This is a genomic window from Thermoanaerobacter ethanolicus JW 200 (assembly GCF_003722315.1).
Lineage (GTDB): Bacteria > Bacillota > Thermoanaerobacteria > Thermoanaerobacterales > Thermoanaerobacteraceae > Thermoanaerobacter > Thermoanaerobacter ethanolicus.
In genome coordinates this window covers 2,519,890-2,546,252 of the sequence record NZ_CP033580.1, presented here as the reverse complement: position 1 = coordinate 2,546,252, position 26,363 = coordinate 2,519,890, and the positions used below count along the sequence as shown (strand labels likewise).

Annotated in this window: 21 protein-coding genes, 1 tRNA gene and 1 riboswitch; of the genes, 16 read left to right on the top strand and 6 right to left on the bottom strand. The window is 31.9% G+C overall.

The features are described 5' to 3' along the window. The first annotated feature begins 123 nt into the window (after positions 1-123). A complete protein-coding gene (locus EB239_RS12710; protein WP_003871476.1) occupies positions 124-1,974 on the top strand; it encodes an MBL fold metallo-hydrolase in 1,851 nt (616 codons plus the stop codon). Positions 1,975-1,984: 10 nt separating this feature from the next. Next, positions 1,985-3,565 (top strand): Hsp70 family protein, encoded by a 1,581-nt coding sequence (locus tag EB239_RS12705; protein WP_003871477.1) that lies wholly within the window; start codon positions 1,985-1,987, stop codon positions 3,563-3,565. A 249-nt stretch (positions 3,566-3,814) separates the two neighbouring features. Here the strand turns inward: EB239_RS12705 and EB239_RS12700 are convergent, their stop codons facing one another. Then, the gene (locus tag EB239_RS12700) at positions 3,815-5,092 is read right to left on the bottom strand and encodes a transposase (RefSeq protein WP_003869069.1); all 1,278 of its coding nucleotides are present in this window, start codon (positions 5,090-5,092) and stop codon (positions 3,815-3,817) included. 183 nt (positions 5,093-5,275) lie between these two features. Here EB239_RS12700 and EB239_RS12695 point away from each other — a divergent pair, with 183 nt between their 5' ends. The 4 genes from EB239_RS12695 to EB239_RS12680 are packed head-to-tail and all read left to right on the top strand — an operon-like array spanning position 5,276 to position 9,946. Beyond that, positions 5,276-6,784, top strand: a complete 1,509-nt coding sequence (locus EB239_RS12695) for a HEAT repeat domain-containing protein (protein ID WP_318261397.1) — start codon at positions 5,276-5,278, stop codon at positions 6,782-6,784. A gap of 12 nt (positions 6,785-6,796) precedes the next feature. Then, complete coding sequence (locus tag EB239_RS12690; protein WP_003869448.1) at positions 6,797-7,747, top strand: hypothetical protein; 951 nt, start codon at positions 6,797-6,799, stop codon at positions 7,745-7,747. Positions 7,748-7,758: 11 nt separating this feature from the next. Continuing rightward, positions 7,759-9,255, top strand: coding sequence for a hypothetical protein (locus tag EB239_RS12685; protein WP_003869447.1), 1,497 nt, complete (start codon positions 7,759-7,761; stop codon positions 9,253-9,255). Beyond that, the gene (locus EB239_RS12680; RefSeq protein WP_006569493.1) at positions 9,245-9,946 is read left to right on the top strand and encodes a TIGR01906 family membrane protein; all 702 of its coding nucleotides are present in this window, start codon (positions 9,245-9,247) and stop codon (positions 9,944-9,946) included. Before EB239_RS12685 ends, EB239_RS12680 begins: the two co-directional genes overlap by 11 nt. 14 nt (positions 9,947-9,960) lie before the next feature. On the opposite strand, the gene EB239_RS12675 is transcribed toward EB239_RS12680, so the two are convergent. Continuing rightward, on the bottom strand, positions 9,961-11,493 hold the full coding sequence (locus tag EB239_RS12675; RefSeq protein WP_003869445.1) for an ATP-dependent metallopeptidase FtsH/Yme1/Tma family protein: 1,533 nt from the start codon (positions 11,491-11,493) through the stop codon (positions 9,961-9,963). A gap of 132 nt (positions 11,494-11,625) precedes the next feature. Here EB239_RS12675 and EB239_RS12670 point away from each other — a divergent pair, with 132 nt between their 5' ends. After that, positions 11,626-12,609 (top strand): acyl-CoA dehydratase activase, encoded by a 984-nt coding sequence (locus EB239_RS12670; protein WP_003869444.1) that lies wholly within the window; start codon positions 11,626-11,628, stop codon positions 12,607-12,609. Positions 12,610-12,646: 37 nt separating this feature from the next. Here EB239_RS12670 and EB239_RS12665 read toward each other — a convergent pair whose 3' ends face one another. Next, positions 12,647-14,272 (bottom strand): peptide ABC transporter substrate-binding protein, encoded by a 1,626-nt coding sequence (locus EB239_RS12665; RefSeq protein WP_003869443.1) that lies wholly within the window; start codon positions 14,270-14,272, stop codon positions 12,647-12,649. A gap of 202 nt (positions 14,273-14,474) precedes the next feature. On the opposite strand from EB239_RS12665, the gene EB239_RS12660 reads away from it, so the two are divergent. The 3 genes from EB239_RS12660 to EB239_RS12650 all read left to right on the top strand — a co-directional run bounded on the left by EB239_RS12660 (position 14,475) and on the right by EB239_RS12650 (position 17,617). After that, a complete protein-coding gene (locus tag EB239_RS12660) occupies positions 14,475-16,229 on the top strand; it encodes a cell division protein FtsA (protein WP_003869442.1) in 1,755 nt (584 codons plus the stop codon). Between the two features lie 118 nt (positions 16,230-16,347). Continuing rightward, a complete protein-coding gene (locus EB239_RS12655) occupies positions 16,348-16,854 on the top strand; it encodes a hypothetical protein (RefSeq protein WP_003869441.1) in 507 nt (168 codons plus the stop codon). An 82-nt stretch (positions 16,855-16,936) separates the two neighbouring features. After that, positions 16,937-17,617, top strand: a complete 681-nt coding sequence (locus EB239_RS12650; RefSeq protein WP_003869440.1) for an HAD family hydrolase — start codon at positions 16,937-16,939, stop codon at positions 17,615-17,617. A gap of 9 nt (positions 17,618-17,626) precedes the next feature. Here EB239_RS12650 and EB239_RS12645 read toward each other — a convergent pair. Further along, positions 17,627-17,702 (bottom strand) — tRNA-Arg (locus EB239_RS12645). Between the two features lie 117 nt (positions 17,703-17,819). On the opposite strand from EB239_RS12645, the gene EB239_RS12640 reads away from it, so the two are divergent. Continuing rightward, a complete protein-coding gene (locus EB239_RS12640; RefSeq protein ID WP_003869439.1) occupies positions 17,820-18,428 on the top strand; it encodes a 50S ribosomal protein L25/general stress protein Ctc in 609 nt (202 codons plus the stop codon). Positions 18,429-18,668: 240 nt separating this feature from the next. On the opposite strand, the gene EB239_RS12635 is transcribed toward EB239_RS12640, so the two are convergent. Then, positions 18,669-19,886: an IS256-like element ISTwi1 family transposase gene (locus EB239_RS12635; RefSeq protein ID WP_129545149.1), complete on the bottom strand. Its 1,218-nt coding sequence runs from the start codon at positions 19,884-19,886 to the stop codon at positions 18,669-18,671. A gap of 126 nt (positions 19,887-20,012) precedes the next feature. Beyond that, positions 20,013-21,350: a diaminopimelate decarboxylase gene (lysA, locus tag EB239_RS12630; RefSeq protein WP_003869436.1), complete on the bottom strand. Its 1,338-nt coding sequence runs from the start codon at positions 21,348-21,350 to the stop codon at positions 20,013-20,015. 123 nt (positions 21,351-21,473) lie between these two features. Next, positions 21,474-21,663: riboswitch (Lysine riboswitch) on the bottom strand. 132 nt (positions 21,664-21,795) lie between these two features. On the opposite strand from lysA, the gene EB239_RS12625 reads away from it, so the two are divergent. The 5 genes from EB239_RS12625 (at position 21,796) to ftsX (ending at position 26,355) form a co-directional block, all read left to right on the top strand. Beyond that, the gene (locus tag EB239_RS12625) at positions 21,796-22,251 is read left to right on the top strand and encodes a hypothetical protein (protein WP_003869435.1); all 456 of its coding nucleotides are present in this window, start codon (positions 21,796-21,798) and stop codon (positions 22,249-22,251) included. A gap of 234 nt (positions 22,252-22,485) precedes the next feature. Further along, positions 22,486-23,610 (top strand): ABC transporter ATP-binding protein, encoded by a 1,125-nt coding sequence (locus EB239_RS12620; protein WP_003869434.1) that lies wholly within the window; start codon positions 22,486-22,488, stop codon positions 23,608-23,610. A 122-nt stretch (positions 23,611-23,732) separates the two neighbouring features. Continuing rightward, positions 23,733-24,785 carry a PucR family transcriptional regulator gene (locus tag EB239_RS12615; protein WP_003869433.1) on the top strand — a complete coding sequence of 351 codons (1,053 nt, stop codon included), beginning with the start codon at positions 23,733-23,735 and terminating at the stop codon, positions 24,783-24,785. 6 nt (positions 24,786-24,791) lie between these two features. Continuing rightward, positions 24,792-25,478 (top strand): cell division ATP-binding protein FtsE, encoded by a 687-nt coding sequence (gene ftsE / locus EB239_RS12610; RefSeq protein ID WP_003869432.1) that lies wholly within the window; start codon positions 24,792-24,794, stop codon positions 25,476-25,478. Next, positions 25,462-26,355: a permease-like cell division protein FtsX gene (gene ftsX, locus EB239_RS12605; protein ID WP_003869431.1), complete on the top strand. Its 894-nt coding sequence runs from the start codon at positions 25,462-25,464 to the stop codon at positions 26,353-26,355. The genes ftsE and ftsX overlap by 17 nt, the downstream gene beginning before the upstream one ends. Positions 26,356-26,363 lie beyond the last annotated feature (8 nt).

Sequence of the window (26,363 nt, the reverse complement as noted above, 5' to 3'; positions counted from 1 at the left end):
ATAAGGAGGTGATGGAATACGTCATTTTTAAATATTTATGATGTATACGATAACAACCTAAAAGAATTTATAGAAAAGGAGGATTATATAAATGCTTATTGGTATGTTTTTCAGCAAAAAAGTTTGGTAAAGAAATTGGACAAAAAATTATATGAATATTTGCTGTTGTGGCAGATAATACTTGAAATTTATATAGGTATTCCTGAAGAAGCAAAAGAGCATTTTCTTGAGCTAAAAAGCGAATTAGAAATTGATGAACATAATTTAGCTTTGTTTGTAAAAAGTGTGATTCTTTTAGATTTGGTAGAAGAATCTTTAAAAACAAAAAATCTTTTTGAAACATTAATGAATTATACTGGGGAAGACCAATGGATAAAATTTTATTTATTGTTACTTTCTTTTAAAAATAAAAGAAGGATTTTAGAAGTTTTGGAAGAATTACTTTATATGGAGAAAAAAGTAGAAGATAAATTGTTACTGCCTAAAATATATGGGCTTATAGCTGAAATATACGAAGAAATTGGTGAAATAAAAGGGCACCAATTCTTAGATAAAGCTTATAAATTAAATCCTCAAGATTTATATATATTGCGGCTAAAATTAAAATATGGCCTTATTAGTGAAGAAGAAAAACAAAATCTTAAACTTTATCGTTTGTTTCCAGAAGATTCGAAATTAATAAATGAGTATTACCATAAAACCAGAAAAAATTTTAACTCCATCCATAACTTTAAATTTTTTTGTTGGGGAGGGGATAATATTGGTGCTAGCTCTTATTTGGTATCCTATGAGGGAATAAATATTTTACTAGATGCGGGAGCTTTGATTAAGGATAAAACCTTATATTACAATTCTACAAAAAATTTACCTATAGATATTGAAGATATTGATTTAGTAATTATTACTCATGCTCATTTAGACCATTCTGGGGGAATTGTAGAATTATTAAGAAAAGGTTTAAACTCTCCGATTATAATGTCAAGACCTACTAAAGAAATTTTGAAGCAAATATTTTTGCGGGGACATACAAAATTGGAGGTAAAAATAGAAGAAGAGACTACAAATTTTGACAGTCAGATTATAAGTTTTGATACAGAAGAGGAAAGTAATTTTACAATAAAAAATAAAGAAGTAAAACTTAAGTTATTTCCTGCGGGGCATATCTTAGGGGCTGTAGCTGTGTATCTTGAGATTGAGGGGATAAAAATTTTTTATACAGGTGATTTTACATTAAAAGATGTGGAAAGCAATAAAGGACTTAGATTTCTTCCGGATTTAAAAGTAGATATTTTAATAACTGAAGCTACTTATGGTTACGGCAATAACTTTGGTGTCCAAAATAAGTATTTACAGGATAAATTGATACTTAAGTCGATAGAAAAACTATTGAAAGATGAAGAGAGAATACTTTTGCCTGTATATGCTATTGGTAAAGGGCAAGACCTATTATTATTTTTTAGAAAAACTTTTTCATATATTCCTTTTAATGTGTATGTAGATGGAGATATAGCATATTTTAGTAAATTATATGAAAATTTTGCTGGGCCCATATATGGGAATGGAATACTAAATGCGGCTGAAAATACTTTATACACTGATAGAAAAGATTTTATAAAAAAGGAAATAGCCCTAGGCAATTGCGTGATTCTCGCCAGTTCAAATGACTTAAAAGAGGGAAGTGCATCTTTTATATATGCTTCTGAAATAAAAAATTTTTCAAAGGGCTGTATTATGAATCTCGATACTAATAATAGAGAAATTGAAGGTTTAAAAAATTATCAAATTGGAATGTTAAATCATGCAAATATGGTAGACCTATTAGAAACAGTTATAAAGATGGCTCCATCTGCTGTTTTTGTAATTCACAGGGGATACGAAAGTAAGAGTGAAATAAATATAGAAACAATTTTAAAAAGAATTGAAGGAATAAAAGTTTTTGCACCAAAAGAAGGAGAAATAATAGAACTTCAATAGGGGGGAGTTTATGAAAAGATATGTAGGAATAGATTTGGGTACTACGAATACGGTTGCATCAATTTTGGAAATATCTCAAGAAGGGGAATTACTGCCTCGGGTCATAGATATTGGACAGTTTAATGAAGACTATGAATACATTTATGATAAAATATTGCCTTCTTGTTTATATGTAGATGAAAGTGGAAATCAGTATGTGGGTAGAATAGCACAGTCTATGAAAGTTAAGGAACCGGAGAGAGTTATTTATAACAGTAAAAATTATATAGGAACGTCAGGTTATTTTTGGGAAATTGATAGAAAACTTTTTTCACCAGAAGAAGTGGCAGCTTTAATATTAAAGGAAGCTAAACAGAGCTTGGAGAGAGAAATTGGTGAAGAAGTAGTAAATGCAGTTATAACTGTGCCAGCCTCCTTTAATCATGACCAAATTCGAGCAACAAAAAAAGCTGCAAAAATGGCAGGATTTGATGAACAAAATACTTATTTTATTTCTGAGCCTACAGCAGCACTTCTTGATTTTATAAATACTGAGAAGAAATTGCCACAAAACAAAAGACATTTAGATTTTTCGCGGCCGAGAAAAATGTTGGTATTCGATTTGGGAGGAGGCACTTGTGATGTCTCGATATTAGAAGTCCAAATGACGGATAAGGACTTCATTGTAGAAGAAATAGCCATTTCTTCTCATACTCTAGTAGGAGGAATAAATTTTGATTTAATGGGCAGTATTTATCTTTTAGAAAAATGTTCGAAGGAAATGGGGGATTTATTTGATAGTGAAAATGAAAAAAGGCATGTATATAACAGAATGGTTTGCGAGATGGAAAAGGCAAGAAAATTTTTTAGTATTTCAGTGGGAGAAGAAGTAATATATGAAAATATTGTAGAAAATTTTATAAAAGGGAAACCTTATAAGTTTAAAATATCTAATAAGGAATATGAGGAGTGTATAAGACCTCTATTGGTTAAAGAAGGAAACATGGGATATAATGTCGTAGACCCTATTTTAGATACTTTGGAAAAAGCGGGGCTTATGATTCAAGATATAGATGATGTACTTTTGACAGGAGGTATGAGCAATTATAAGCCTGTGCGAAATGTCATAGAGAAATTATTTATGAAAAAAGCTTTAATAAGTTTACATCCTATGTTTTCGGTTGCGCGGGGAGCAGCAATTTACCACTATTTAAGCGAAAAACTGAATAAAGGAAATAACAATATCAAAATTGAGCCTGTTCTGGCTTCCAACATATACATTGATATAAAGAATGGGTTACCTTTTTTGATTGTTTCACAAGGTACAAAAGCACCTTATGAAAGAGAGTATGACAAGATTTTAAGAGTAACTAATGCTACGGGGATGCGCTTGGATGTATTTTCAGGAAAAAATATATGGGACCCAAAGATGAAGCGTTTAAAAAGCGTCCAATTAAATTTTTCAAAGTTAATAAAACCCGGCACACCTATTTCTCTAAAAATAAGTTTTGATAGAAATAGGATTTTGACTTTGGGCGCATGGGTAGTAGCTTCTACAGAGCAAAGAGTTCAAGTGGCTATTGGCGAGGAGAGTGAAAACTATGAGCATTGACTGGAAGGAGTTGCTTTTGGAGAATAAAGATTTTTTTATAAATGTTAGGGATGTGCAAAATTAATTAAAATAATCATAATCAAAAACCAAAATATGTATTACATACAATATATAGTAATCAACACTGACAATCAAACATAAAGGAAGTGGTAAGGGAAAAGAAAAGACAAAAAGAGGAGCTAAAAAAGGGCATAAATATCCTGTAGAAGTCAAATGTTAAAAAATGGCATGAAATAGATTCAATAAAAATTAGGCCGATTGCATCAAAGCAACAAGAGATCTAAACTCATCATATTTGCCCAATTTAATAGCTACAATAGCGACAGTAAGCAAAGTAATATGGCCAAAAGTATTAAGGTTGCTCACAGAATTAATATTTCTAACATAAGCCTTTTCAAAATCCAGAGCTTTAAAGCGGGAATTATATCTTTCTGATTCAATTCTCAATTTGTAGACGGCCTTAAAATATAGGGAGTCTCTATTAATAGAGGACCTATAATCAGAAGATATAATAGCATACTTAGTACAGCCTCTATGCTTTTTGCCATTAAAATATTTAGGATGATTTATAGGGCAGGCAGAATCATCCTTAGAATTACAGAACTTGCAAACAAATTTTTGCTTAATAAAACCATCAAAATATTGCTTGCCATCTTTAAGCATTTTAATACCCGCTTCACAGACCATATAACCATCATCAGTCAGAGGGGGATTTTTAGAATTACGCTTGTTAAGAGGAATAAAGCAATGACCGTGGAGAATATTTCTAACATAATTATAAAGTTTCTTAACATCATAGCCTTTATCAGCAATAAAATTAACATACTTAAGGTTAAACCACTTATTAGTCTTCTCAAGCAAAGATAAAGCGGCTTCAAAATCAGGGGCATCAGCGGGGGTAGTAGTTTCAGCGATGGGTAAACCAGAGATAGCATCAACAATAATGTGATTTTTATAGCCCCAATAAAACTTATAGCGTTTATTAGAAGAATCGTTAGAAGCAGAATAAACGCCTAATTTACAATCCTTATCTGACTTAGGCTGATTATCTTTAGAGAATTTATTTTTAGAAAAAGACTTAGGGTTATTTAACTTAGTGTTAGCTTTAATAGGGGTAGAATCCATGGAAATAAACTCACCGGAGATAATACCCATATTTTTGAGGATATTGACCTGATTTTGAAAAATAGAGGTCAAATAATCATGAGAGAAGTCATTAATAAAACGGCGAAAAGTCCAATAAGAAGGAAGAGGTTTAGAAATGTCGAAGCCACAAAGATGAGCAATGATAAGATTATTGCGGAGATAATCTAAAAGGTCAGAAATTGTGCCGAATCTTTCAGCTTTCATGACAATAAAAGCTCTAAAAAGTGCATGGTGAGAATAACCCTTACGGCCAGGACTAGAGGAAGGGAATTCAGGTATTGAAGACAGGTCAAGATTTTCAAACATAGAAGAATAGAAATCAATTTTAGACTGAGAGGTAAAGAGTTCAGGTATATTTAAAAGCAATTGAAGCTGGTACATGTAGGATTTCCTCCTTCTTAAAAAATTTTTTATAGTGTATATATAATAATTCGACAAATGGGAGGGGAAATCCTACATAAAAGATAAAAAATTCAAGAGTGATAGGAAAAAGTATGTCTGTAGAATGGCTTAAATTAAGGCTTCTGAATTTTGCACAAGTCTATAAATGTTTCTAAAGAGGTGATGGATGATGGAATGGAATATTTGGGAGCAAAAAGGATGAAGGATAAAGATAAAAACTTTAAAAGAGAACTATTTAAATATTATATTAGCGAAACTAATGCAAAACTTATTGGAGAAAAAATTCAATTGCTATCTACTCTTCACCAATCTGCACTAGCTTCTTTAGAAAAAGACATTGTTGAATTAGGGAGAAATATTTTATCAGAGGGGCAAAATCCAATTGAGATGATAGTATATAGTGCAAAAGCTTTGGATTTAAGACAAGAGGAAATTTTTAAAAGAATGGTGAGAATTCTCAAAAATATATCAAATAACAGCTTAGAGGCCCGCGATGCTCTTATCACTATTTTGCAAGAATGGGAATGGGAAGAACAAATTAAACTTGTCATTCAAACGCTTAGAGAAATAAAAGAAATAAGGGCTTATGAGCAATTAATTACACTTTTAGAAAATGATAATTTAAAGGAAATAGCAGCAGAAACTCTTATAGAATTGGGAGAGAAAAAATGCATTCCTCATATATTGAATATGGTTAATTCTCTTAATAGATTTAATAGCAGAGAAAGAAATTTTGCTTTTAGAATTTTAACAAAGCTTACTGTGCTAGGAGATGAGGCAGTAAAGCAGATAATAGAAAAATATTTGGACAATGAAAATAGCAGCTTGAATATTGTATATTCTAATGTTATAGCGAATCTAAAGGAAAAGGCAGTTGAAAATATTGCAGAGTTGCTATATGAGGAGAGATATAGTCAAAAAGCTGCGATAACATTAGGGAAAATGAGGACGAGCATTGCTACAGAGTATTTACTTAAGGCTTATTATGATCCTAGCGTAAAAAACAAAATGAATATAGTAATTGGGTTAGGGTATACGAAAGATGAAAGATGTGCAAATATAATGTTGGAAATTTTGAAAGAAGAAAATCAATCGTTAGAGTTAAAGGCTTGTGCTATTACTTCTTTAGCAAATTTGCAAATATTAGAAGCAAAACCTATGATAAAACAGTTTTTAGAAAATAATTATTTGGCTATTAATGCTTATTCGGCTTTGGTTCAGTTGGGAGAGATAAAATATCTAAGTAATTTATTCTATTATATTGTAAAACCAGGTTTTTCTGTAGAGGAATTATTAAATGCAATAAAAGAAATTAAAAGATTGAAGGGGCTTAGGAACAGTGACATAAATAGGCAAATTGCGGAAGGGATAAAGTATATTATTAAAAATGATGATGGTTATGCTTGTATAAACGCTTTAAAAATAATAGAAACAAATCTCGACGAGGAAATAGCACAAGAATTAATACAAAAATTAAAAAACACTGCAAAGGAAGAAATACAGTATTTGATTTATAAAATTTTAGGCAAAAATGCGAAAGGATTAAAAAATATAATTGATGAAAAAATATTTAGTGATGCAATGGAAAGCAATAGTGCTAGGATTAGGTATTTAGCACAAAAAATCGTTGAAGAGAACTATAAAAAAACAGACAAGCTCATTAAAATGTGAGAAGGTGAAAATATGTTGGAATTTAAAAATGTGACAGAAAAGAAGTATATAGATATTTTTTTATCTACTCTTCCTTATGATGTGCTTATAAAACCTTTCAAAAAAAATACTAATTTACAGAAAAAGTTGGCCGGTTTTCGATTGATAGAAAGTGCTTCTCCACCTAAAAAGATAATTCCAATTCTCAGAGAAGAGATTTTGAAAGGGAATATAGATGAGAAAATGTTTATAAAAGAATGGGAAAAAATTTACGAAGATTTGGCGAAGCAGATACAGCTTTTGACTCTTGAAAAAATAGAGGAGAAAGTACCAGAGCTTTTGAGTTTATATAAGCCAGAAGTTATTTTTTCCGCACTTCTATTTTCCAAAGGTGAGAGTTATAAAAAAATATTACAGGACTTATCAAATTTAATTGAAGGAGAAAAAGAAAAAATAGAAAAAAATATTGATGGGCAAGAGGGTAGTGATAAACCAGTAAAAATCAACAAAAAACTATTGAAAGAGATTGAAAAATTACAGGAAAAATTGATTCTGCAGGAAAAAAAGAATATAATGGAGATAGAAAGGCTTACTGAAAAAATAAAAGAGCAAGAAGGGGAAATTTTAAGCTATAAAAATAAAATTTCACAGTTAGAAAAGGAAAAAGAAACATTAGAGGAGAGAATAGAAAAAATTGGATTAGAGTTTGAAAAAAGAATGAACAAGATTATTGAAAATGCCTCATCAAAAGAAAGACAAGCCGAAAATTTAAAAATTTCCGTGAATAGATTGCTAGTAGAAATCCAACAGCAAAAGATAGATTTTAACAATGTTTTGCTTGAAATAAAAGAAATTTTGACTAATATAGAAGAGAAAACAAATTTTTTGCTTGCCAACACTGTAGCTCAACTGGCTGTAACTAAGGAAGAACAAGAGTATTCTTTAGTAGAAGACCTGTCGCGAATGTTAAAGATAATTGACTGAGAGGTGTAACAATGCAACAAGATGAAGTAAGAGAATTGCGGGAACAACTCAATAAAATTCCGAAGACACCAAATGAGATTTCTTTGTTGTTAAAAAGAATAATAAAAAAACAAAAAGAAATAGTACAAATAATTAGCATTTTGGAGCTTTTTAATGAGACGGTGTATTTATACCATGTACTATTTAGGAAAAAAAATGTGGCAAATGCTTTGGCGTATTTGGATAAAGAAACACAAAACATTTTGGAGGTTGTTAAGAATATAGCAAATAATACAAAATATTTCAGCCTTATGGAAGAAAAAATGAAAGAAAATGTAGAAAAGACGATTAGAAAATATAAAGAGTATTTTGAAAATGCTATAGATGTTTTGTATGGGTATTATGTAGAATCGAGATATGTTAACGAAGTGGTAAGTGATAGAATAAGAGATTTCTTTTCTGAAGAATTGATAGATGAGGAAGAATTTTACGAAAGTGTTATTAATTTTATAAATGAGGTTGAAGAGGAAAAAGAAGAAAGGATAAAAGAAATAATATCCAGCATTCCTTTTGCTATGTCTAAAAAACGCTTTTATGAATATTTAACAAAGGGATTGGAGAAGGATTATCCAAATTATGAAGCTTTTTTGGAAAATGTAATAGATATAGAGGAAAATTTTTATGGAAAATTAATAGAAGGCTACGGCGAATTTTTCCCTCTTATTGCTAAGAAAATTGAGTACTTACAGTCACTGGATTTTAAAGAAATGACTCGGGAAGAAGTAGACGCGTACTTTAAAAAAAGTGTAGAGTTAATAAAAAGTATTCAAAGTCTAAGAGAGGTTTCTTTTTCTGTTTTAAAAATTATAAATAGACTATTGATAGTATTTTTGTCAGAAAATAAATTTGAAACTTTATTTAAAAAAGAGCCTTTTATTGTGGAGTATATGGATTTTTACAGCAAATTGAATAAAGATTCTTTAGATTACAAAGAAATAGAAAAAAACATCAAAAAATGTGATAATGTAATTTCTAATTGGTATTTTGAATTGTATAGGTATAATCTACTATTGGGAGAAATTGATTATTCTGGTTTAGATATTATGGAAATTATAGATGAGGGTATATTAGGAGACATTGAAACGCTTTCAGAGTACGAAAACTTGTTAAATGATACGAGTGAAGTAGTACTCGAGGGTGGTCAAATAGACGAAGAACCTATAGATATGGCTCTGATAAAAGGCGAAATAAAAAATGTCATTTCTTTAATTGAAGATATTTCAAGAAACATGAAAAATGAGTATAGGAAAGCGAGAATGAAAAGACTTATGGGAATTATTCCTGTACCTCAGAATTTTGAAAAAGAAGTCTTGCATTATATAAAAAACTCCATTGAGCTTGACAATTCACAGAGTAGAAAGTTATCTTTTATGCATACAGTAAAGAAAAAAATAGAACTTTACAATGATTTAAAAAACCAAAAAAATTTTTATGAAGCTATAATAAAAGGTGCAAAGGATGTTATTTAAAATGGTGAGGAAAACTATTGATGCCCTCCTTATTGGCGGGATGATGATTTCACTGCTTTTGGCTGTTTTGCTTAGTAGTTTGCAATATGTGGCTTTTAACGGTAATTTTTATAAAGAGGAATACGAAAAAAATGATGTAATGTCTGTAACTGGAATGAGTATCGATGAACTTATGAAAATAACCAAGATAATGCAGAGATATTTAATGGATAAAGAAGAGACTTTAGATGTAAGTGCAAAAATTAATGGCAGTATGCAGAGAATGTTTAATGATAGAGAATTAGCTCATATGAAAGATGTAAAAGATTTGTTTCAAATGGGTTTTTTAACAAGAAATATATCGATAATAGTTTTTATACTCATTTTTACATACTTTCTTTTTGCAAAATCCTTTTATAAAGCCTTCGATTATCTTTTAAAAGGTACAATATTTATAATAATTCTACTGTTGGCTTTTGCGTTGACGGTGACTTTGAATTTTGATAATTGGTTTACTGGTTTTCACCTTGTATTTTTTGACAATGATTTATGGCAATTAAACGCCGAAACAGATAGACTTATACAAATGTTTCCTTTAGAATTTTTTCAAGATGCTGTGTTTGTAATTTTCAGAAATGCTTTTTTTACTTTTATAGTTATACTTGCTATAGTATATGGGATACTAAAAATGACAAAAAAGCCTGTTTTTTAAATAGGCTTTTTTTGTCATACGCATAAAGTATTTTCTTCTTCCCATAATGCTTCTAATTCTTCTTTTGTAATTGATTCTTTTTCTAAAAGCTTTTCGGCTATCGCAATAACTTTATGTTTATTTTCCAGCAATATTTTTTTGGCAAGTATATAACAGCTATTTATAATTTTGTCAATTTCTTTATCGACAATTTCTGTGGATTTTAACATGTGTAAGTCAAAAACCCTGTTTCCCAATTCACTCATTCCATAATTGCAAACCATCTGATAGGCAATTTTCGTAGCTTCTTTTAAGTCATTTTCGGCTCCTGTTGAAATTTCATTGAATATTATTTCCTCAGAAGCTCTACCTCCTAAAAGCATGGTTATTTTATTTTTCAATTCTGTTTTTGTTAATAAAAAGGCATCGTCTTTAGGAAAGTTCAATACATATCCTAATGCTTCGCCTCGAGGAACGATTGAAATTTTTTCTATAGTATTTACGTTTAAAATTTTTCCAATAAGAGCGTGACCCGCTTCGTGGTACGCAGCAATAGTTTGTTCTTTTTCTAATACAGAAGGATTTTTCTTTTTAAGACCTGCGATTACGCGCTCTAACGCTTCTTCAAACTCTTCTTTTCCAATTTTACTTTTATTTTTCATCACAGCCAGTATTGCTGCTTCGTTGCACATAGTAGCCAGATGTGCGCCTGTCATACCATGAGTTTTTCGAGCTAATTCGGATAAAGATACAGTTTCGTCAAGGGGTTTATTGCGGGTATGTACCTTTAATATTTCCAACCTTGCTTTCATATTAGGTGCTCCAATGTGTATAGTTCTATCGAATCTTCCAGGCCTCAGTAAAGCTTCGTCTAACATGTCAATTCTATTAGTTGCTCCTATGACTATAATCCCTTCGTTGCTATTAAAACCATCCATTTCTACCAACAGTTGATTTAAAGTTTGATCTTTTTCTGAATTGTTATCGGTGTTTCTCTTTGTTCCCACAGCATCTATCTCATCTATAAAAATAATACTGGGAGCGCTTTTTTTTGCTTTTGCGAAAAGAGCTCTTATGCGACTTGCACCTACTCCTACATATTTCTCTACAAATTCTGAACCGGAGGCACTTATAAAAGTAGAATTGGTTTCACCAGCTAATGCCGTAGCCAAAAGAGTTTTTCCTGTACCTGGTGGCCCGTAAAATAATATACCCTTAGGAATTTTCGCTCCCATTTTGTTGTACTTTTCTGTATTTGTCATAAAGTCGATTATAACTTTTAATTCATCGATCACTTCGTCTAAGCCTGCCACATCCTTAAAAGTGATATTGGTTTTTCGATGACTGGCATCTTCATTTGTCTCAGTGATATTGTTATAGTTTACAGGCATGAGCTCCGAAAATTTATTTTTAAATAGTAGGTAGGTTACAACAATTACTGCTGCTGTCAAGATAAAAGAAAGGTTGAGATTTAGATCTGGTTTTACTTCTGAGATAAAAATGTAAATAAAAAGTAAATTTATAAAGATAGAAAGCACCAAAATAACAATGTGTAAATTCTTTTTCATAATTTCTCGCCCCCACTTTTATTCTGAATGTAGTTTTTGCTTATTAATGCAATTTATTCGTTAATTGCAAGAGTATAAAAAATGATTTTAAAGGCAAAAATGTAAAATAAATGAACAATTAGGAGGTTAGATATGAAAGGTTACATGGGGATAGACGTAGGTTCTGTTAGTACTAATATTGCAGTAATTGATGAGAATAATAGAGTAGTAGATTCTGTTTACATAAGAACACAGGGTCAACCTATTAAAGCAGTTCAAAATGCTCTTCGCGAGATAAAAAATAAAATAGGAGATATGGTTATTAAAGGAGTAGGCACCACAGGGAGTGCAAGGCAATTGACTGGCTTAATGGTAGGGGCAGACATTGTCAAAAACGAAATTACTGCTCATGCTGTAGCAGCTTCCAATGTAATAAAGGATGTCAAAACGGTAATTGAAATAGGGGGACAAGACTCAAAGATCATAATTTTAAGAGATGGGGTAGTAGTAGATTTTGCAATGAATACAGTCTGTGCAGCAGGTACCGGTTCTTTTCTTGACCAGCAAGCATACCGGTTAAATATTCCCATCGAACAGTTTGGAGACATAGCCTTGCAATCTAAAAGTCCTGTCAGAATTGCGGGTAGATGTAGTGTTTTTGCAGAATCTGACATGATTCATAAGCAGCAGATGGGATATGCTCTTCCAGACATAATAAGTGGCTTGTGTGATGCCCTTGTTAGAAATTATCTAAATAATGTAGGGAAGGGAAAAGAAATAAAAGAGCCAATAGTGTTTCAAGGTGGTGTTGCCGCTAATAAGGGAATAAAGGCAGCATTTGAAAAGGCATTAGGGATGAAAGTATATGTGCCTGAACATTACGGAGTAATGGGAGCCATCGGGGCAGCAATATTGGCAAAAGAAGCAGTAAAAGAAAAAGGATATACTTCCTTTAAAGGCTTTGAAGTAAGTGACTTTAAATATAGAGCGGTAGGTTTTGAGTGTACTGCTTGCCCAAATCGATGCGAAGTCGTAGAGTTCATACAAGGAGATGAGGTAATTTCAAGATGGGGAGATAAGTGCGGCAGATGGTCTAACAGCACTAGCAAGAAAGTCCATGCAAATACAGCTAGTTAATTAATGGGAGGCAATATAAGCCTCCCAATTTTAAACCTTATTTTTCTATATATGTCCATTTCCAATCATTATCCACGCCAACTGCATGCCTTACAATTCCTTTTACGTAATCCTGCTGTACATAAGCAGTAGCTGAGAAAAACAGTGGAGAAATTGGCATATCTTCCATCAGAATTTCTTCAGCTTTTTTCATGTTTTCCATTCTTATTTCATTATTATTAGTACTTTTTGCTTCTGCAATTAACCTATCATATTCAGGATTTGAGTAAAAAACCCGATTTGGCTCGCCACTCGTTTCAGTGACCCACAGGTCCATAAAAGTCATTGGATCGTTGTAATCGGCTCCCCATCTTGTCAATATTACATCGAATTGTCCTTGTGAGTACATTTGCAATCTTATCTTAAATGGAACATTTTGCAGTTCTACATTTACACCTAGATTTTTTCTCCAAAACTCTTGAATTGCTTGAGATTCTCTTTTAGCTACATCTGTATCATCAGCTAACAGGACTATTTTAGGCAAAGTAGTTATGCCTAATTCTTTCATTCCTTTAGCCAGTAATTCTTTTGCCTGTGCTACATCTTCTTTGAATAAATCTCCAACTTCTTTGCGGAACTCACCATTTTTCCCGGGAATGCCATAAGGTACAAATCCATAAGCAGGTATAGAGCCATCTTTTAAAATATTTTCTGTTAATTGCTTTCTATCGAGGGATAATCCGAAGGCTTTTCTTATATTTGCATTTTTAAACACCGGATTTTTTGTATTAAATGCTAAAAAGTAAGTAAAACCATTAGGATATATTTGAAGTTTGTCCTTATATTTTTCTACATAATCACCTGTAACAGTTATTACATCGTATTGACCTGTATCAAAATTTTGGGCTATAGTATTCATGTCTTTAACCATATCCATATAAATTTCATCTAATTTAACATTGTTTTTGTCCCAGTATTTATCATTTTTTACCAGGACAATATTTTGCTCATGATTCCATTCTTTTAATATGAAAGGACCACTGTATACAAGCGTATCAGGAGTTGTGGCTAATTTATCTCCTACTTTTTCTACAAAGGATTTTTCTAAAGGCAGATATGTTATAAAAGCCGTTAAGCTTAAGAAATAAGGAGTAGGAGCTTCTAAATCTACTTGCAATGTCTTGTCGTCTAATGCTTTTACTCCTACTTCATCAGCACTGACCTCACCAGCATTATATTTTTCTGCATTTTTTATTGGAAACATTATATAGGCATAATCCGATGCTGTTTTAGGATCTAATGCCCTTTTCCAAGAATATTCAAAATCATAGGCTGTTATGGGATTGCCATCGCTCCAATATATATTGTCTTTTAAATAGAAAGTGTAATGTAAACCATCTTCAGATATTTTCCAATCTTTAGCTAAACCTGAACCCTTCTGTGGTATTTCATCGGGGCCAAGCCTTACTAAACCTTCCAATACTGCATTAAGCACTTGAAAAGAAACTCCATCTGTTGAGGTTTGAGGATCTAAGCGAGGTGGCTCTTCACCGAGATTTAACCTTAGAACTTGTTTTTCTTTTGTTGAATTTGCTGTACTTTGCGCTGATTTACCACTGCATCCTGATAAAATAACAGATATAATAAAAATAAAAGTTAACAAAAAGATTACAACTTTTCGCATAAACCGTATTCCCCCATTCGTTTTTTGAAGATATTTTACTGCGAATAAACTTTTTGTGCAAGGGAATTATTTTTAAATTTTATTACAAAATTTTTATAACACTAAAAATGTTAATCTACATTAAACTTATTAAAAGCCCTTCCGAAATAATATGTAAAATTGTATAATAAAATTATAAAGTAATAATTTCGGGGGTTAAATGATGGATAACCGTGATATTATTTTTGCTCTTGACATTGGGACAAGGGTAGTTGTAGGGATAGTTGGAATTGAAAATAATGGGAAATTCCAAGTGCTTGCTGTTGAACAGATGGAACATGAAAGTAGGGCAATGTTTGATGGGCAAGTTCATGATATAGATAAAGTTGCTAATGTTGTTGAAAAAATAAAGAGAAGGCTTGAAGACTCTTTAAATATAAAATTGACAGAAGTATGTATTGCGGCGGCGGGAAGGTCTTTAAAAACTCAATCTGCGAGAGCGGAAAAAAATATTGATGAAGAGCACGAAATAACGGTAGAAGATATAGACAATCTCGAGTTGGAAGCTCTTGAGATTGCACAAAATTCCATTGTTTCTCAATCAGGGGTTACAAAATATCATACCGTCGGTTATACAGTATCCAATTATTACTTAAATAGTTTTCCTATTACCAATTTAAAAGGACATAAAGGCCGTGAAATAGCAGTAGAAATTTTAGCTACTTTTCTTCCTTACGATGTAGTAGAAGGGCTCTATGCTGCAGTAAAAAAAGCTGGGTTGGAAGTTTCATATATCACGTTAGAGCCTATAGCAGCAATAAATGTGGCAATTCCACCTGAAATTCGGATGTTGAATATAGCTCTTGTAGATATAGGAGCAGGTACTTCTGATATTGCTATATCAAAAGAAGGAAACATAATAGCGTATTCTATGGTGCCTTATGCCGGTGATGAAATTACGGAATCAATTGCTACCCATTTCCTCACCGATTTTAATACTGCTGAGAAAATAAAAAAAAGCACAAAAAAAGAAATCAAATTTAAAGACGTGTTAAATATAGAGCACAAAATAACAAAAGAAGAAGTAATGGAAATTATAGCGCCACAAGTTAAAGTTTTGGCGCAAAAGATATGCAACGAAATTATAAAATATAATGGTAAAAGCCCTTCTGCGGTATTTTTAGTCGGTGGCAGTAGTAATCTTCCTAATTTGCCTGAAGAAATAGCATCTATATTGAATTTACCTATAAATAGAGTATCTGTACGAGATATAAAATCAGTAGAAATTTTAGATTACAAAGGGAAGACGTTAAAAGGCCCTGAAAGCATAACTCCAATAGGAATAGCTTACTCTGCAATGATAAATAAGAGAAAGGACTTTATAAAAGTTTCTATTGACAATGAAACAATAAAGATTTTTAACATAAAAAATCCCACGGTAATGGATGCTTTAGTTGCTATAAACTATGACTCTAAAAATTTAATTGTACAAAATGGCAAAGATTTAGTTTTCAATCTTAACGGCCAAAAAATCGTTGTTAAAGGTGAAGAAGGAACACCTCCCAAAATATATGTAAATGATTCATTAGCAAATTTAAAAACTCCTATAAAGGATGGAGACGAAATAACAATTATAAAAGGGCAAAAAGGGCAAGATGCTACAATAACTGCTGGTGAACTACTAAAGCAGCAAAAAGGGAAAATAATTTTTGTAAATGATTCAAAAGTGGACCAAAATTATGTTATAAAAAATGGGGATGAGATAGTTATAAAAGAAGATTTAACAAGTTTTGTTGTAACAGTAAATGGGAAAGAAGTAGTGTTAAAGGGGAAAGAAGAGTATCTGTTTGTAGACGTATTTAATTTTATAGATTTGAAACTGGATAATAACAAAGTGCCAGAAATGAAACTTAATGGAAGGCGTGCCTCCTATACAGATATATTGAAGCCAGGAGATAATATTGAAATTGAAATATAAAAGTAGGTGAAGTCTCCGCTTTTAAAAGGGTGGAGACTTTAATTTTATTCGCTTTTAAATATATAAAGTTGTGGAATTTTGACATTGCTGATATAATTAAGGGAGAGGTGAAAAGAGAATGGATGTATTTATCGAAAGATTAGTCAAAAAACAAAAAACTTCGAAGGATACTCTATTTAGTATTAGTGTTGTAGTAGCTGCATTAATTATTGTGTTTGGCGTGATACCTTTAATACCAATAGTTAGAAATTTCTTGATTTTCTTTTTGCTTTTGTTTGGCTATTTAGCGTATTACTTAATAAGGTCGAGAAACATTGAGTTTGAGTATTCACTTACAAACAGTGATTTGGATGTGGATAAAATAATTGACCAAAAAAGAAGGAAACATGTTGTAAGCGTTGATTGTAGAGATTTTGAAATCATGGCAAGGGTTAATACTGACAAGTTCACAGAAGACATAAAAGCTATTAAAAATCGAATTGAAGCGGTAAGTTCTATGTCTTCTCCTGATGTATATTTTGCAGTTTTTGAAGATAAAGGGATAAAAACTGTTTTGTTTTTTGAGCCAAATGAAAAGATGATAGAGACTATAGGAAGATATATACCAAGAAAACTTTTCAAATAAGTGAAGAGGTAGTTTAAGAATGAAACAAGAGTTAGAACTTTTGGAGATAAATAACTAACAACTTTGCAAGGGGTTGATATAAGTGATTAAAGCAATTATCTTTGACATGGACGGTGTAATTATTGACAGTGAGCCAATACACATTAAATTAGAAGAGGAATTATTCAAAAGTTTAGGAGTAGAGATAAGTGAAGACGAACATTTGACATTTGTAGGGACTTCTTCTTATTACATGTGGAGGAAAATTAAAGAAAGATTTAATCTTTCTCAAAGCGTAGAAGAGCTTGTAGAAGTAGATAGAAAAAGGTATTTAGAGCATGTCTTGAAAACAGGCGAAATAATTCCTATAGAAGGTATAACAGAGACGGTAAAAAAGCTTTTTGAGAAAGAGTATAAATTAGCTGTTGCTTCTTCCTCTCCTATAGATGTGATAGAATTAGTTGTGAAAAAGTTGGGAATTGATAAATGCTTTGAGGTGCTTGTATCTGGAGACTATGTAAAAAATAGCAAACCAGCACCAGATATATTTTTATATACAGCAGACAAATTAAAAGTAAAACCCCATGAGTGTGTTGTAATTGAGGATTCATATAATGGAGTTTATGGTGCTAAAAAAGCAGGGATGAAAGTGATAGGTTTTAAAAATCCTAATTCCGGAAATCAGGACTTATCAGAAGCTGATTTTATTATAAGTTCTTTAGGAGAAGAATTATTAGAAATTATAGATGAATTAAACAATGATGGAAGATGTTGTAAAAACTAATAAAATAAATGGTGCGCCTGACAGGAATCGAACCTGCGACCTCTCGGTCCGGAGCCGAACGCTCTATCCGCTGAGCTACAGGCGCACACTTTACACATAAAAGTTTACTATGAAAAAATTAACCTGTCAAATGGATTTGATATTTATTAAACGTAGTGGTAAAATAATATTTGGAAACAATAAGCAAAAGGAGGAGTGACAGATGCAAGCAATCAGTATCGAAGCTATAAAAAGAGATACTGGTAAAAATGCAGCTCGCCGTTTGAAAAATCAAGGCTATATTCCTGCTATTTTATATGGCAAGGGTATGGCGGAGAGCATTCCTTTGGCAGTGGAATATAACGCGCTTCAAAGGTTGCTACAAAAACATGGAAGGAATGTCCTCCTCAATGTGATTGTGGATGGTTCTACTCATAATGCGGTTATTAAAGAAATTCAAGAAGATACTTTGAAAGGGAAAATAATTCATGTGGATTTCCAAAGAGTGTCAATGTATGAAGAAATTGAAGCTACTGTTCCGTTGAAATTTGAGGGAATAGGCCTTATTGAAAGTAGAGGTGGAATTGTACAGCATCAACTTTGGGAGTTGACAGTGGAAAGCTTACCCGACAAAATTCCTCAAGAAATTGTTGTGGATTTAAGCAATTTAGAGATTGGAGATACACTTTTTGTAAAAGATATACAAGTTCCTGAGGGAGTAAAAGTTGTAGATGACCCTGATGAGATTGTAGTTTCTGTATTGGCACCGAGAGAAAGTGAAGAAGAAGAGGCAGAAGAAGAGGCTACTGAAACAGCAAAAGAAAGTGAATAATAGGGAGTGAAAAATATTTTGTGTATTTAGATTAATTATATCCTCTTTCTCAGCAAGAATCAGTTAACATTTTTATCTGTTCTATCTTTAGTATGACCTTTTTTCTATATCTTATGCATGAAAGTGAATAATTTTGGTTAAAATATTTAATTAGGGATACTGTAAGCTTTTCTCTAGAACCTTTGAAGACCTAGGGATTCAAAAGTTCTAGAGAAAAAAATTTTTTCGGGCTTCGCCCACCTATAGGTATTTTTCAAGTCTTCCAGGATACATTATGATTAATTGGTTTAATACTATATCCCAGTTTTTATACCTCACTGTCCATTTCTTTAATACATTCATTGTTACTAAGTATAGCATTTTTTCTAATGCTTCATCAGATGGAAATATTGTTTTTGATTTTGTAACTTTCCTTAACTGCCTGTGGAATCCTTCAATTATGTTTGTTGTATACATTATTTTCCTTACTTCTTCAGGGAATTTGTAAAATGGACTTAATACATCCCAGTTATTCTCCCAACTCTTTATGGCATAAGGATATAGATTCTGCCATTTGTTTTTTAATTTCTCAAATTCATCCCTTGCTATTTCTTCATTAGCTGCTTGATATACTGCTTTAAAATCTTTACTGAATTCTTTAAGGTGTTTATATGACACATATTTGAAGCAGTTCCTTAATTGATGTATTATACATCTTTGTATCTCTGATTTTGGAAATGCTGCTTGTATTGCTTCTTTTATCCCTGTTAATCCATCTACAGAAAATACTAAAACATCTTCTACTCCTCTGTTCTTTAGCTCATTTAATACTCCAAGCCAGAATCTTGAACTCTCATTTTCTCCAATCCATATCCCTAATACATCTTTTATGCCTTCTATCGTTACCCCTAATACTACATAAGCTGCTCTATTGATAATATGACCGTCTGTTCTTACTTTGTAATGGATGGCATCCATAAATATGAAAGTGTATATCTTTTCTAATGGCCTTGATTGCCATTCTTTTATTTCTGGTACTATTCTTTCGGTTATTTTACTTACCATTTCTGCAGATAATTCTATTCCATACAGGTCTTTTATCTGGTCATGAATATCTCTTGTTGACATCCCTCTTGCATATAGAGCTATTACTTTTTCTTCAATTCCTGATATGTCTCTTTTGTATTTCGGAACTATTTTGGGTTCAAATTCTCCTTGTCTGTCTCTTGGAATATCAATTTCCATCTCACCAAATTGAGTTTTTACCGTCTTTTGAGTATAGCCATTTCTTGAATTTTGAGTATCTTTGTCTTTTTTGTCATATCTTTCGTAGCCAAGTTCTGTTGAAAGTTCTGCTTCAAGTATTTCTTGAATAGTATCTTTAAAAAGGTTTTTTAATGATGTATAAAGGTCTGGAATAGATTGAATATTGTTTTCACTAATGAAATTTCTTAATTGTTCTTTTGTCAATAGTGACATTTTTAAAACCTCCTTCTTGGTTTAGTATATATTCTAATTCTTACCAAGAAAGAGGTTTTTAATCGGTTTACACAAAATTTTTTACAGTCTCGAATAATAAAAAAGAGAGGTTATCCCTCTCTTTTTTTAATAATTAGCGATTTTTCTCTTTTCATTGGTTAGCCTTTCTGGGATTATATCATTTCGGATTAAGTCTTCATAAGTTTCTCGCGCAACGATTATGTCAGCCTGACCATTAGATACGAGTACTGCAGCAGGACGAGGTAACCTGTTATAATTGCTGGCCATCGAATAATTGTAAGCACCTGTACACAGCACTGCTAAAATATCTCCTTCTTCAATTTTAGGTAGGGTAATATCCCAAATTAGCATATCACCTGATTCGCAAAGCTTTCCTGCTATTGATACTTTTTCTGATTTTATATTCTTAGCTTTATTAGCTACAATAGCATCATATTTTGCTCCATATAAAGCGGTACGTATATTATCAGACATTCCTCCATCTACTGCTACGTATTTTCTAACACCTGGTATGTCTTTAATTGCTCCTACTGTGTAAAGAGTAGTTCCAGCATTTCCTATTATAGAACGACCTGGCTCTACAATTATGTTTGGCATTTTTATATTTAAAGCAACGGAATATTCCTTTACTGCTTGCATTATTTCTTGTGCTATTTGTTCGATTGGCTGGGGATCGTCCTCTTCTACATATGCTATTCCAAAACCTCCACCTAAATCTAGTTCCCCTACTTCCCAACCTAAAAATTCTTTTACTAATTTTAAGAAATTCATCATAATTTCTATTTCAGCTTTATAAGATTCTGCATCAAAAATCTGAGAACCGATATGAGAATGTAGACCTACTATATTTACATTTTCCAAAGTTAAAGCATATTCTATGGCTCTCATTGCGTCTCCATTAAAAAGAGGGAAGCCAAATTTTGAATCTATTTGTCCTGTTTTTACATATTGGTGAGTATGAGCTTCTACACCAGGAGATACTCTTATATAAATATTAGGAACTTTATTCATCTTTTTTGCCAAGTCATTTAACATATTTAGTTCAAACCAATTATCTACAATGATTCTCCCAATGTTATTTTCTAATGCCATTATAAGTTCTTCTTTCGATTTATTGTTGCCGTGAAAGTATATTTTTTCAGCAGGGAATCCTGCTTTTAACGCAGTATATAATTCTCCACCAGAAACGACATCAAGACCCAAGTTTTCTTCTTCAATTATTTTGCATATTGCCATTGTCATGAAAGCTTTGCTGGCATAAATCACTTCATTTCCTGGATAATCTTTTTTAAAGCCATTGTAAAATACTCTACAATTTTGTCTTAAGAGCTCTTCATCTATTACATAAAGCGGTGTACCAAACTTTTTTGCAAGAGTTACAGTATCGCAACCACCTATTTCCAAATGACCCTTTGAATTTATTTTCATTGTCCCATGCAACATTCTATCAACCTCATTTACTTTAATAATTTAAATTATGAAACTAAAAAACAAAATAAAATACAGCTAAGTATTACCTCAGCTGCCTATTTTGCACATAGACATGGTAATACCTCCTTCCCCCTATAGCGAGATAGCTCTTCACTGAAGGCTCGGGAAACCTCCAGTGACAGTCCTATACCTATTCGGCATAGGCCCAGCTGCGTAAACTTTAAGGAATTTACGCGCTTCGGCGAGCATCCCTTTCATATACCTTCATCGGCCCTTAAATACCTCTGGTATACTACTCTTGATGACCCGCGCCTCTACCTCACCTTCCAAGAAGATGAGGTATTGTTATTCACTTTTTTTATTATAATATCATTTATGAAAACAGCTGTCAATAGATTTTCAAAAAATTTTTTATTAGATATTAAAAAATGGGTAAACTAAATAAGAGGTGGTATAAATGCCATGGATAATAACTTTCATAGTTTCATGGATTATTTTCTTTTTGTTAGTTGATTGGAGATATATAAAATATACTGTATGGGGAGGCCTATTAGCTTTAAGTTTTCAACTTGTTGTAGATGAAATTGCAATTGGTCTTAATCTTTACGATTTTTCTAATGTTGTTATTAAAATTTTTAATTCAAGTTTATTTTTTACTTTTGGCGCACCTTTTTGCATAGGAGTATTGTATGCACAAACATATCCTAGAAATAATATTTTGCGCTTTATAAATGTGATTGTTTTAACTGTACTATTTTTTGTAATGGAATATTCATTAGTGCATATAGGGGTACTAAAATATCTTCACTGGCATTATTTATATAGTCTAATTATAGACGTGGCAGCACTTTTGGCCTTAGGGAATCTCATCGCTATTTTTAAATTATCCCCGGGGATGAGGAGGGGGAAATAGTGAAACTATATGTTTTTTTGAGTTTGATTGCTATTGATGGGGTATTGGTGTTCTTGTGGTTTAATTTTTTAAATAAAATTCAAAAAAAAGAGGGTTAAAGAAAAAAATACCTACTACTGTAGATATATTGTACAAAAATTTGTGCTAAATATCATATTTATTGACGATAGTAAAGAAGAAGAAATAGTATTATAATAAAAACATCAAACGTTTTCTAATAGGGGGAATCTAAAAATGGCTGATGTTGTACTCAAACATGTTTATAAAATTTATCCAGGCGGTGTTACCGCAGTTAAAGATTTTAATCTAGAAATTCAGGACAAAGAGTTTATAGTATTGGTTGGACCTTCTGGTTGTGGTAAAACTACAACATTGAGAATGATAGCAGGACTTGAGGAAATATCTCAGGGCGAACTTTATATTGATGGCAAACTTGTGAATGACGTGCCACCAAAAGATAGGGATATCGCAATGGTATTCCAAAACTATGCTCTTTATCCTCATATGACAGTGTATGACAATATGGCTTTTGGACTTAAACTTAGAAAGGTTCCAAGAGCGGAAATTGATAGAAAAGTAAAAGAAGCAGCTCGAATTTTAGGATTGGAAGAATATTTAAACAGGAAACCAAAAGCTTTGTCAGGCGGACAAAGACAGAGGGTTGCATTGGGGCGTGCTATTGTCCGCAATCCAAAAGTATTCTTGATGGATGAACCTTTGTCAAACTTAGACGCAAAATTGAGAGTACAAATGAGAACCGAGCTGTCTAAACTGCACGATAGATTACAGACGACTTTCATATATGTTACCCACGACCAAACAGAAGCTATGACAATGGGTACGAGAATAGTAGTTATGAAGGATGGCGTTATTCAGCAAGTAGATAAGCCTCAGACTATTTATGATTATCCAAATAATTTGTTTGTTGCTGGATTTATTGGAAGTCCTCAAATGAACTTTATTGATGCAAGATTAGAAAATAAGAATGGCAAAGTATATGCTACTTTTAAGGGATTCAGCATTTTGGTGCCAGAAGGGATTTTAAAAAGATTAAAAGATCCAAGCTACGTGGGAAAAGAAATTGTGATAGGAATAAGGCCAGAAGATTTGCATGACGAAGAAGTGTTCTTGGAAGCATATCCAGAGGCTGTAGTCGAAGCAAAAGTAGAAGTTACAGAGCTAATGGGTCCAGAGACATTTCTATATTTGGATGTGAATGGTGTTTCATTGACAGCAAGAGTAGATCCAAGAACAAGAGCAAAAGCAGGAGACGTAATTAAAATAGGATTTGATATAAATAAATTGCACATGTTTGACAAAGAAACAGAAATGACAATTTTGAATAGAGTAATAAGCTAAAAGGCGGTTATTCCGCCTTTTATTTTTTGTGTCAAAATACCACATAAATTTACATTTGCCTATTATTTCTTCTAGGAAATAGTGTATAATTATTGTATACTATAAAGTAAGGTGGTATGAAAATGATCGGCTATGACCTTATAAAAAAGGTAGCCTACGATATTCAAAAAAATATTCAAATGCCAATATATATAATAGATAAGTCCGGGAATTTAATTTACGGCGACAAAGATTTTTTTGAAAAAAAAGCAGGATTTTTAAAGATAAATGTAGAATATATTGATGAAAAAGAGATATATGAAGTAGGGGAATTTATATGCTATAACATATTTTACAATGATGTTCTCTTTTTTACTATCGCTTTAGAAGGAAAAGATGAACAATCAAAAAAAGTGCTTTATCTAATTTCTCTAATTTTTGAACAATTATTGCACAAATATGATAGAGAAGAGTTTTTGATAAAGGCTTTAACTTGTAAATTAAGCGTAAATTTAGTGTCGTATTATGCTGAAAAATATAAAATAAATAAGAATGTGAAATACACAGTAGCAATTGTCGAATCGAATAATGAAATTGACGATGCGATAAAGATAATTACCAACATTTTTGATAAAGGTAATTTATATACTGTAAAATTTGATGATAAAAGATTTGCAGCGATATTTTCTTACAAGGGAAATAACTCTTTAATAGAACTTTATAAAACTATGAAAGATATGATAGAAGCTGAAGGCTATATGAAAGTAAAAATAGCCAGTTCTTCTTCCTTTGTGCCAATTGAGGATATACATATCGCCTATAGGGAAGCAGAGACAGCCTTACTTATTGGTAAAAAATTGGAAGATGAAAAAGGAATATATATTTACGAAGATTACAGCTTTGCAGAAATTTTATGGGGAATTGACATAGAAAAAGTAAATAATTTTATTAAAAAAAGAAATATTGATTTTGGTATTTTCAAAGATGAGGAATTGATACAAACCCTAAATGCTTTTTTTAGAAATAGTCTAAATTTGAGTGAGACTGCCAGAGAGCTGTACATCCATAGGAATACATTAGTTTATAGACTTGATAAAATTTTTAAAATGACAGGCCTGGATGCTAAGAATTTTGATGAAGCTGTCCTGTTAAAGATGATCATGACTTTGACAAAATTATACGATATTCCGAGGTGAGAAAATTTGATAAAGTTTATAAATGTATCTAAAAGATACAATAAAGATATAATTGCTCTTTCAAATATTAGTTTTGAAATTGAAAGTGGAGAATTTGTATTTATTGTTGGGCCTAGTGGTGCAGGTAAATCAACTTTAATTAAATTATTGCTAAAAGAGGAAGAACCTACTTCTGGCAGTATTGTGATTAATAAAAAAGATATAACAAAACTTAAAAAGCGGGAGATACCTTATTTGAGAAGGAGTATGGGGGTAGTTTTTCAAGATTTTAGATTGCTTCCTAATAAAACAGTGTTTGAGAATGTTGCCTTTGCTATGGAAATAGTTGGAGCACATCCAAAGGAGATAAGAAGAAAAGTCCCGATGGTATTGTCATTAGTAGGATTAAGTGATAAAGCGGACAAGTATCCTAGGCAGCTGTCTGGTGGAGAACAGCAAAGGGTTTCTTTAGCAAGAGCTATTGTAAATGAACCTTCTATTCTTATAGCAGACGAACCTACGGGGAATCTGGATCCTGATACTTCCTGGGAAATTGTAAAACTTATTTCTGAAATAAATAAAAGAGGTACTACAGTTGTTATGGCCACCCATGCAAAAGACATAGTAGATGCTATGAAAAAAAGGGTAATAGCGCTGGAAAAAGGAAACATAGTACGAGATGAAGCAAGGGGTGTTTATGGATATGCTCTTTAGAAATTTAAAATATTTTTTAAAAGAAGGTTTTAGCAATTTAGCAAGAAATAGGCTTATGACAATAGCTTCTATAACTTCTGTAATGGCAGCAATGCTTATTTTAGGTTTGTTTCTTGTTATTATTTTAAATGTTAATAGTTTGACTAATCAGGTGGAATCTCAATTAGAACTTAAAGCGTTTTTAAAAGATAATATTTCTGAGCAAGAAGTTAGCCAAATAGGTAATGAGATAAAAACAATACCTGGTGTTACTTCAGTAGTTTTTGAATCTAAAGAAGAGGCTTTACAAAAATTTAAACAACAATTAGGAGATAAAAGCTATTTAGCAGAAGGTTTAGAAAAGGACAATCCCCTTCCCCAATCTTATATAGTAAAAGTGAAAGATGCTGGTTTAATGAAAGATATTTCAAACGAGATAAAGCAAATAAATGGAGTTGACAAGGTAAGTTATGGGCAAGATGTTGTAGATAAGCTTCTTGGAATTATAAAGATAATAAGGATAGTGGGGCTTTCCATTATACTTATTCTCTTTATAATTTCAATTGTCATAATTTCCAACACAATAAAATTGGGGGTTTTTGCAAGGAGAAGAGAAATAAACATAATGAAGTATATTGGAGCGACTGATTGGTTTATACGATGGCCCTTTTTGATTGAAGGTGTAGTATTAGGACTGGTAGGTGCCTTGTTATCAGTTGCACTATTAGTTTTAATTTATGGATATGTGCTTGATATTATTAATAATAAATTAATAGTGTTTCAACTATTGCCATTAGAAAAAATAGTAGGGGACATTTTGGTGTATTTTTCTTTAATTGGTGCAATAATTGGAGCCTTAGGAAGTGGACTTTCAATTAAAAGGTTCTTGAATGTGTAAAATTTACA

What these genes read in the sequence shown, in the direction of transcription:
- EB239_RS12615 (WP_003869433.1), top strand. Translation starts at nt 23,733, where the DNA reads ATGATCGGCTATGACCTTATAAAAAAGGTAGCCTACGATATTCAAAAA.
- EB239_RS12620 (WP_003869434.1), top strand. Translation starts at nt 22,486, where the DNA reads ATGGCTGATGTTGTACTCAAACATGTTTATAAAATTTATCCAGGCGGT.
- lysA (WP_003869436.1), bottom strand. Translation starts at nt 21,350, where the DNA reads ATGTTGCATGGGACAATGAAAATAAATTCAAAGGGTCATTTGGAAATA.
- EB239_RS12665 (WP_003869443.1), bottom strand. Translation starts at nt 14,272, where the DNA reads ATGCGAAAAGTTGTAATCTTTTTGTTAACTTTTATTTTTATTATATCT.
- EB239_RS12700 (WP_003869069.1), bottom strand. Translation starts at nt 5,092, where the DNA reads ATGTACCAGCTTCAATTGCTTTTAAATATACCTGAACTCTTTACCTCT.
- EB239_RS12690 (WP_003869448.1), top strand. Translation starts at nt 6,797, where the DNA reads ATGTTGGAATTTAAAAATGTGACAGAAAAGAAGTATATAGATATTTTT.
- ftsX (WP_003869431.1), top strand. Translation starts at nt 25,462, where the DNA reads ATGGATATGCTCTTTAGAAATTTAAAATATTTTTTAAAAGAAGGTTTT.
- EB239_RS12640 (WP_003869439.1), top strand. Translation starts at nt 17,820, where the DNA reads ATGCAAGCAATCAGTATCGAAGCTATAAAAAGAGATACTGGTAAAAAT.
- EB239_RS12670 (WP_003869444.1), top strand. Translation starts at nt 11,626, where the DNA reads ATGAAAGGTTACATGGGGATAGACGTAGGTTCTGTTAGTACTAATATT.
- EB239_RS12695 (WP_318261397.1), top strand. Translation starts at nt 5,276, where the DNA reads ATGGATGATGGAATGGAATATTTGGGAGCAAAAAGGATGAAGGATAAA.
- EB239_RS12635 (WP_129545149.1), bottom strand. Translation starts at nt 19,886, where the DNA reads ATGTCACTATTGACAAAAGAACAATTAAGAAATTTCATTAGTGAAAAC.
- EB239_RS12625 (WP_003869435.1), top strand. Translation starts at nt 21,796, where the DNA reads ATGCCATGGATAATAACTTTCATAGTTTCATGGATTATTTTCTTTTTG.
- EB239_RS12660 (WP_003869442.1), top strand. Translation starts at nt 14,475, where the DNA reads ATGGATAACCGTGATATTATTTTTGCTCTTGACATTGGGACAAGGGTA.
- EB239_RS12655 (WP_003869441.1), top strand. Translation starts at nt 16,348, where the DNA reads ATGGATGTATTTATCGAAAGATTAGTCAAAAAACAAAAAACTTCGAAG.
- EB239_RS12675 (WP_003869445.1), bottom strand. Translation starts at nt 11,493, where the DNA reads ATGAAAAAGAATTTACACATTGTTATTTTGGTGCTTTCTATCTTTATA.
- EB239_RS12680 (WP_006569493.1), top strand. Translation starts at nt 9,245, where the DNA reads ATGTTATTTAAAATGGTGAGGAAAACTATTGATGCCCTCCTTATTGGC.
- EB239_RS12705 (WP_003871477.1), top strand. Translation starts at nt 1,985, where the DNA reads ATGAAAAGATATGTAGGAATAGATTTGGGTACTACGAATACGGTTGCA.
- EB239_RS12685 (WP_003869447.1), top strand. Translation starts at nt 7,759, where the DNA reads ATGCAACAAGATGAAGTAAGAGAATTGCGGGAACAACTCAATAAAATT.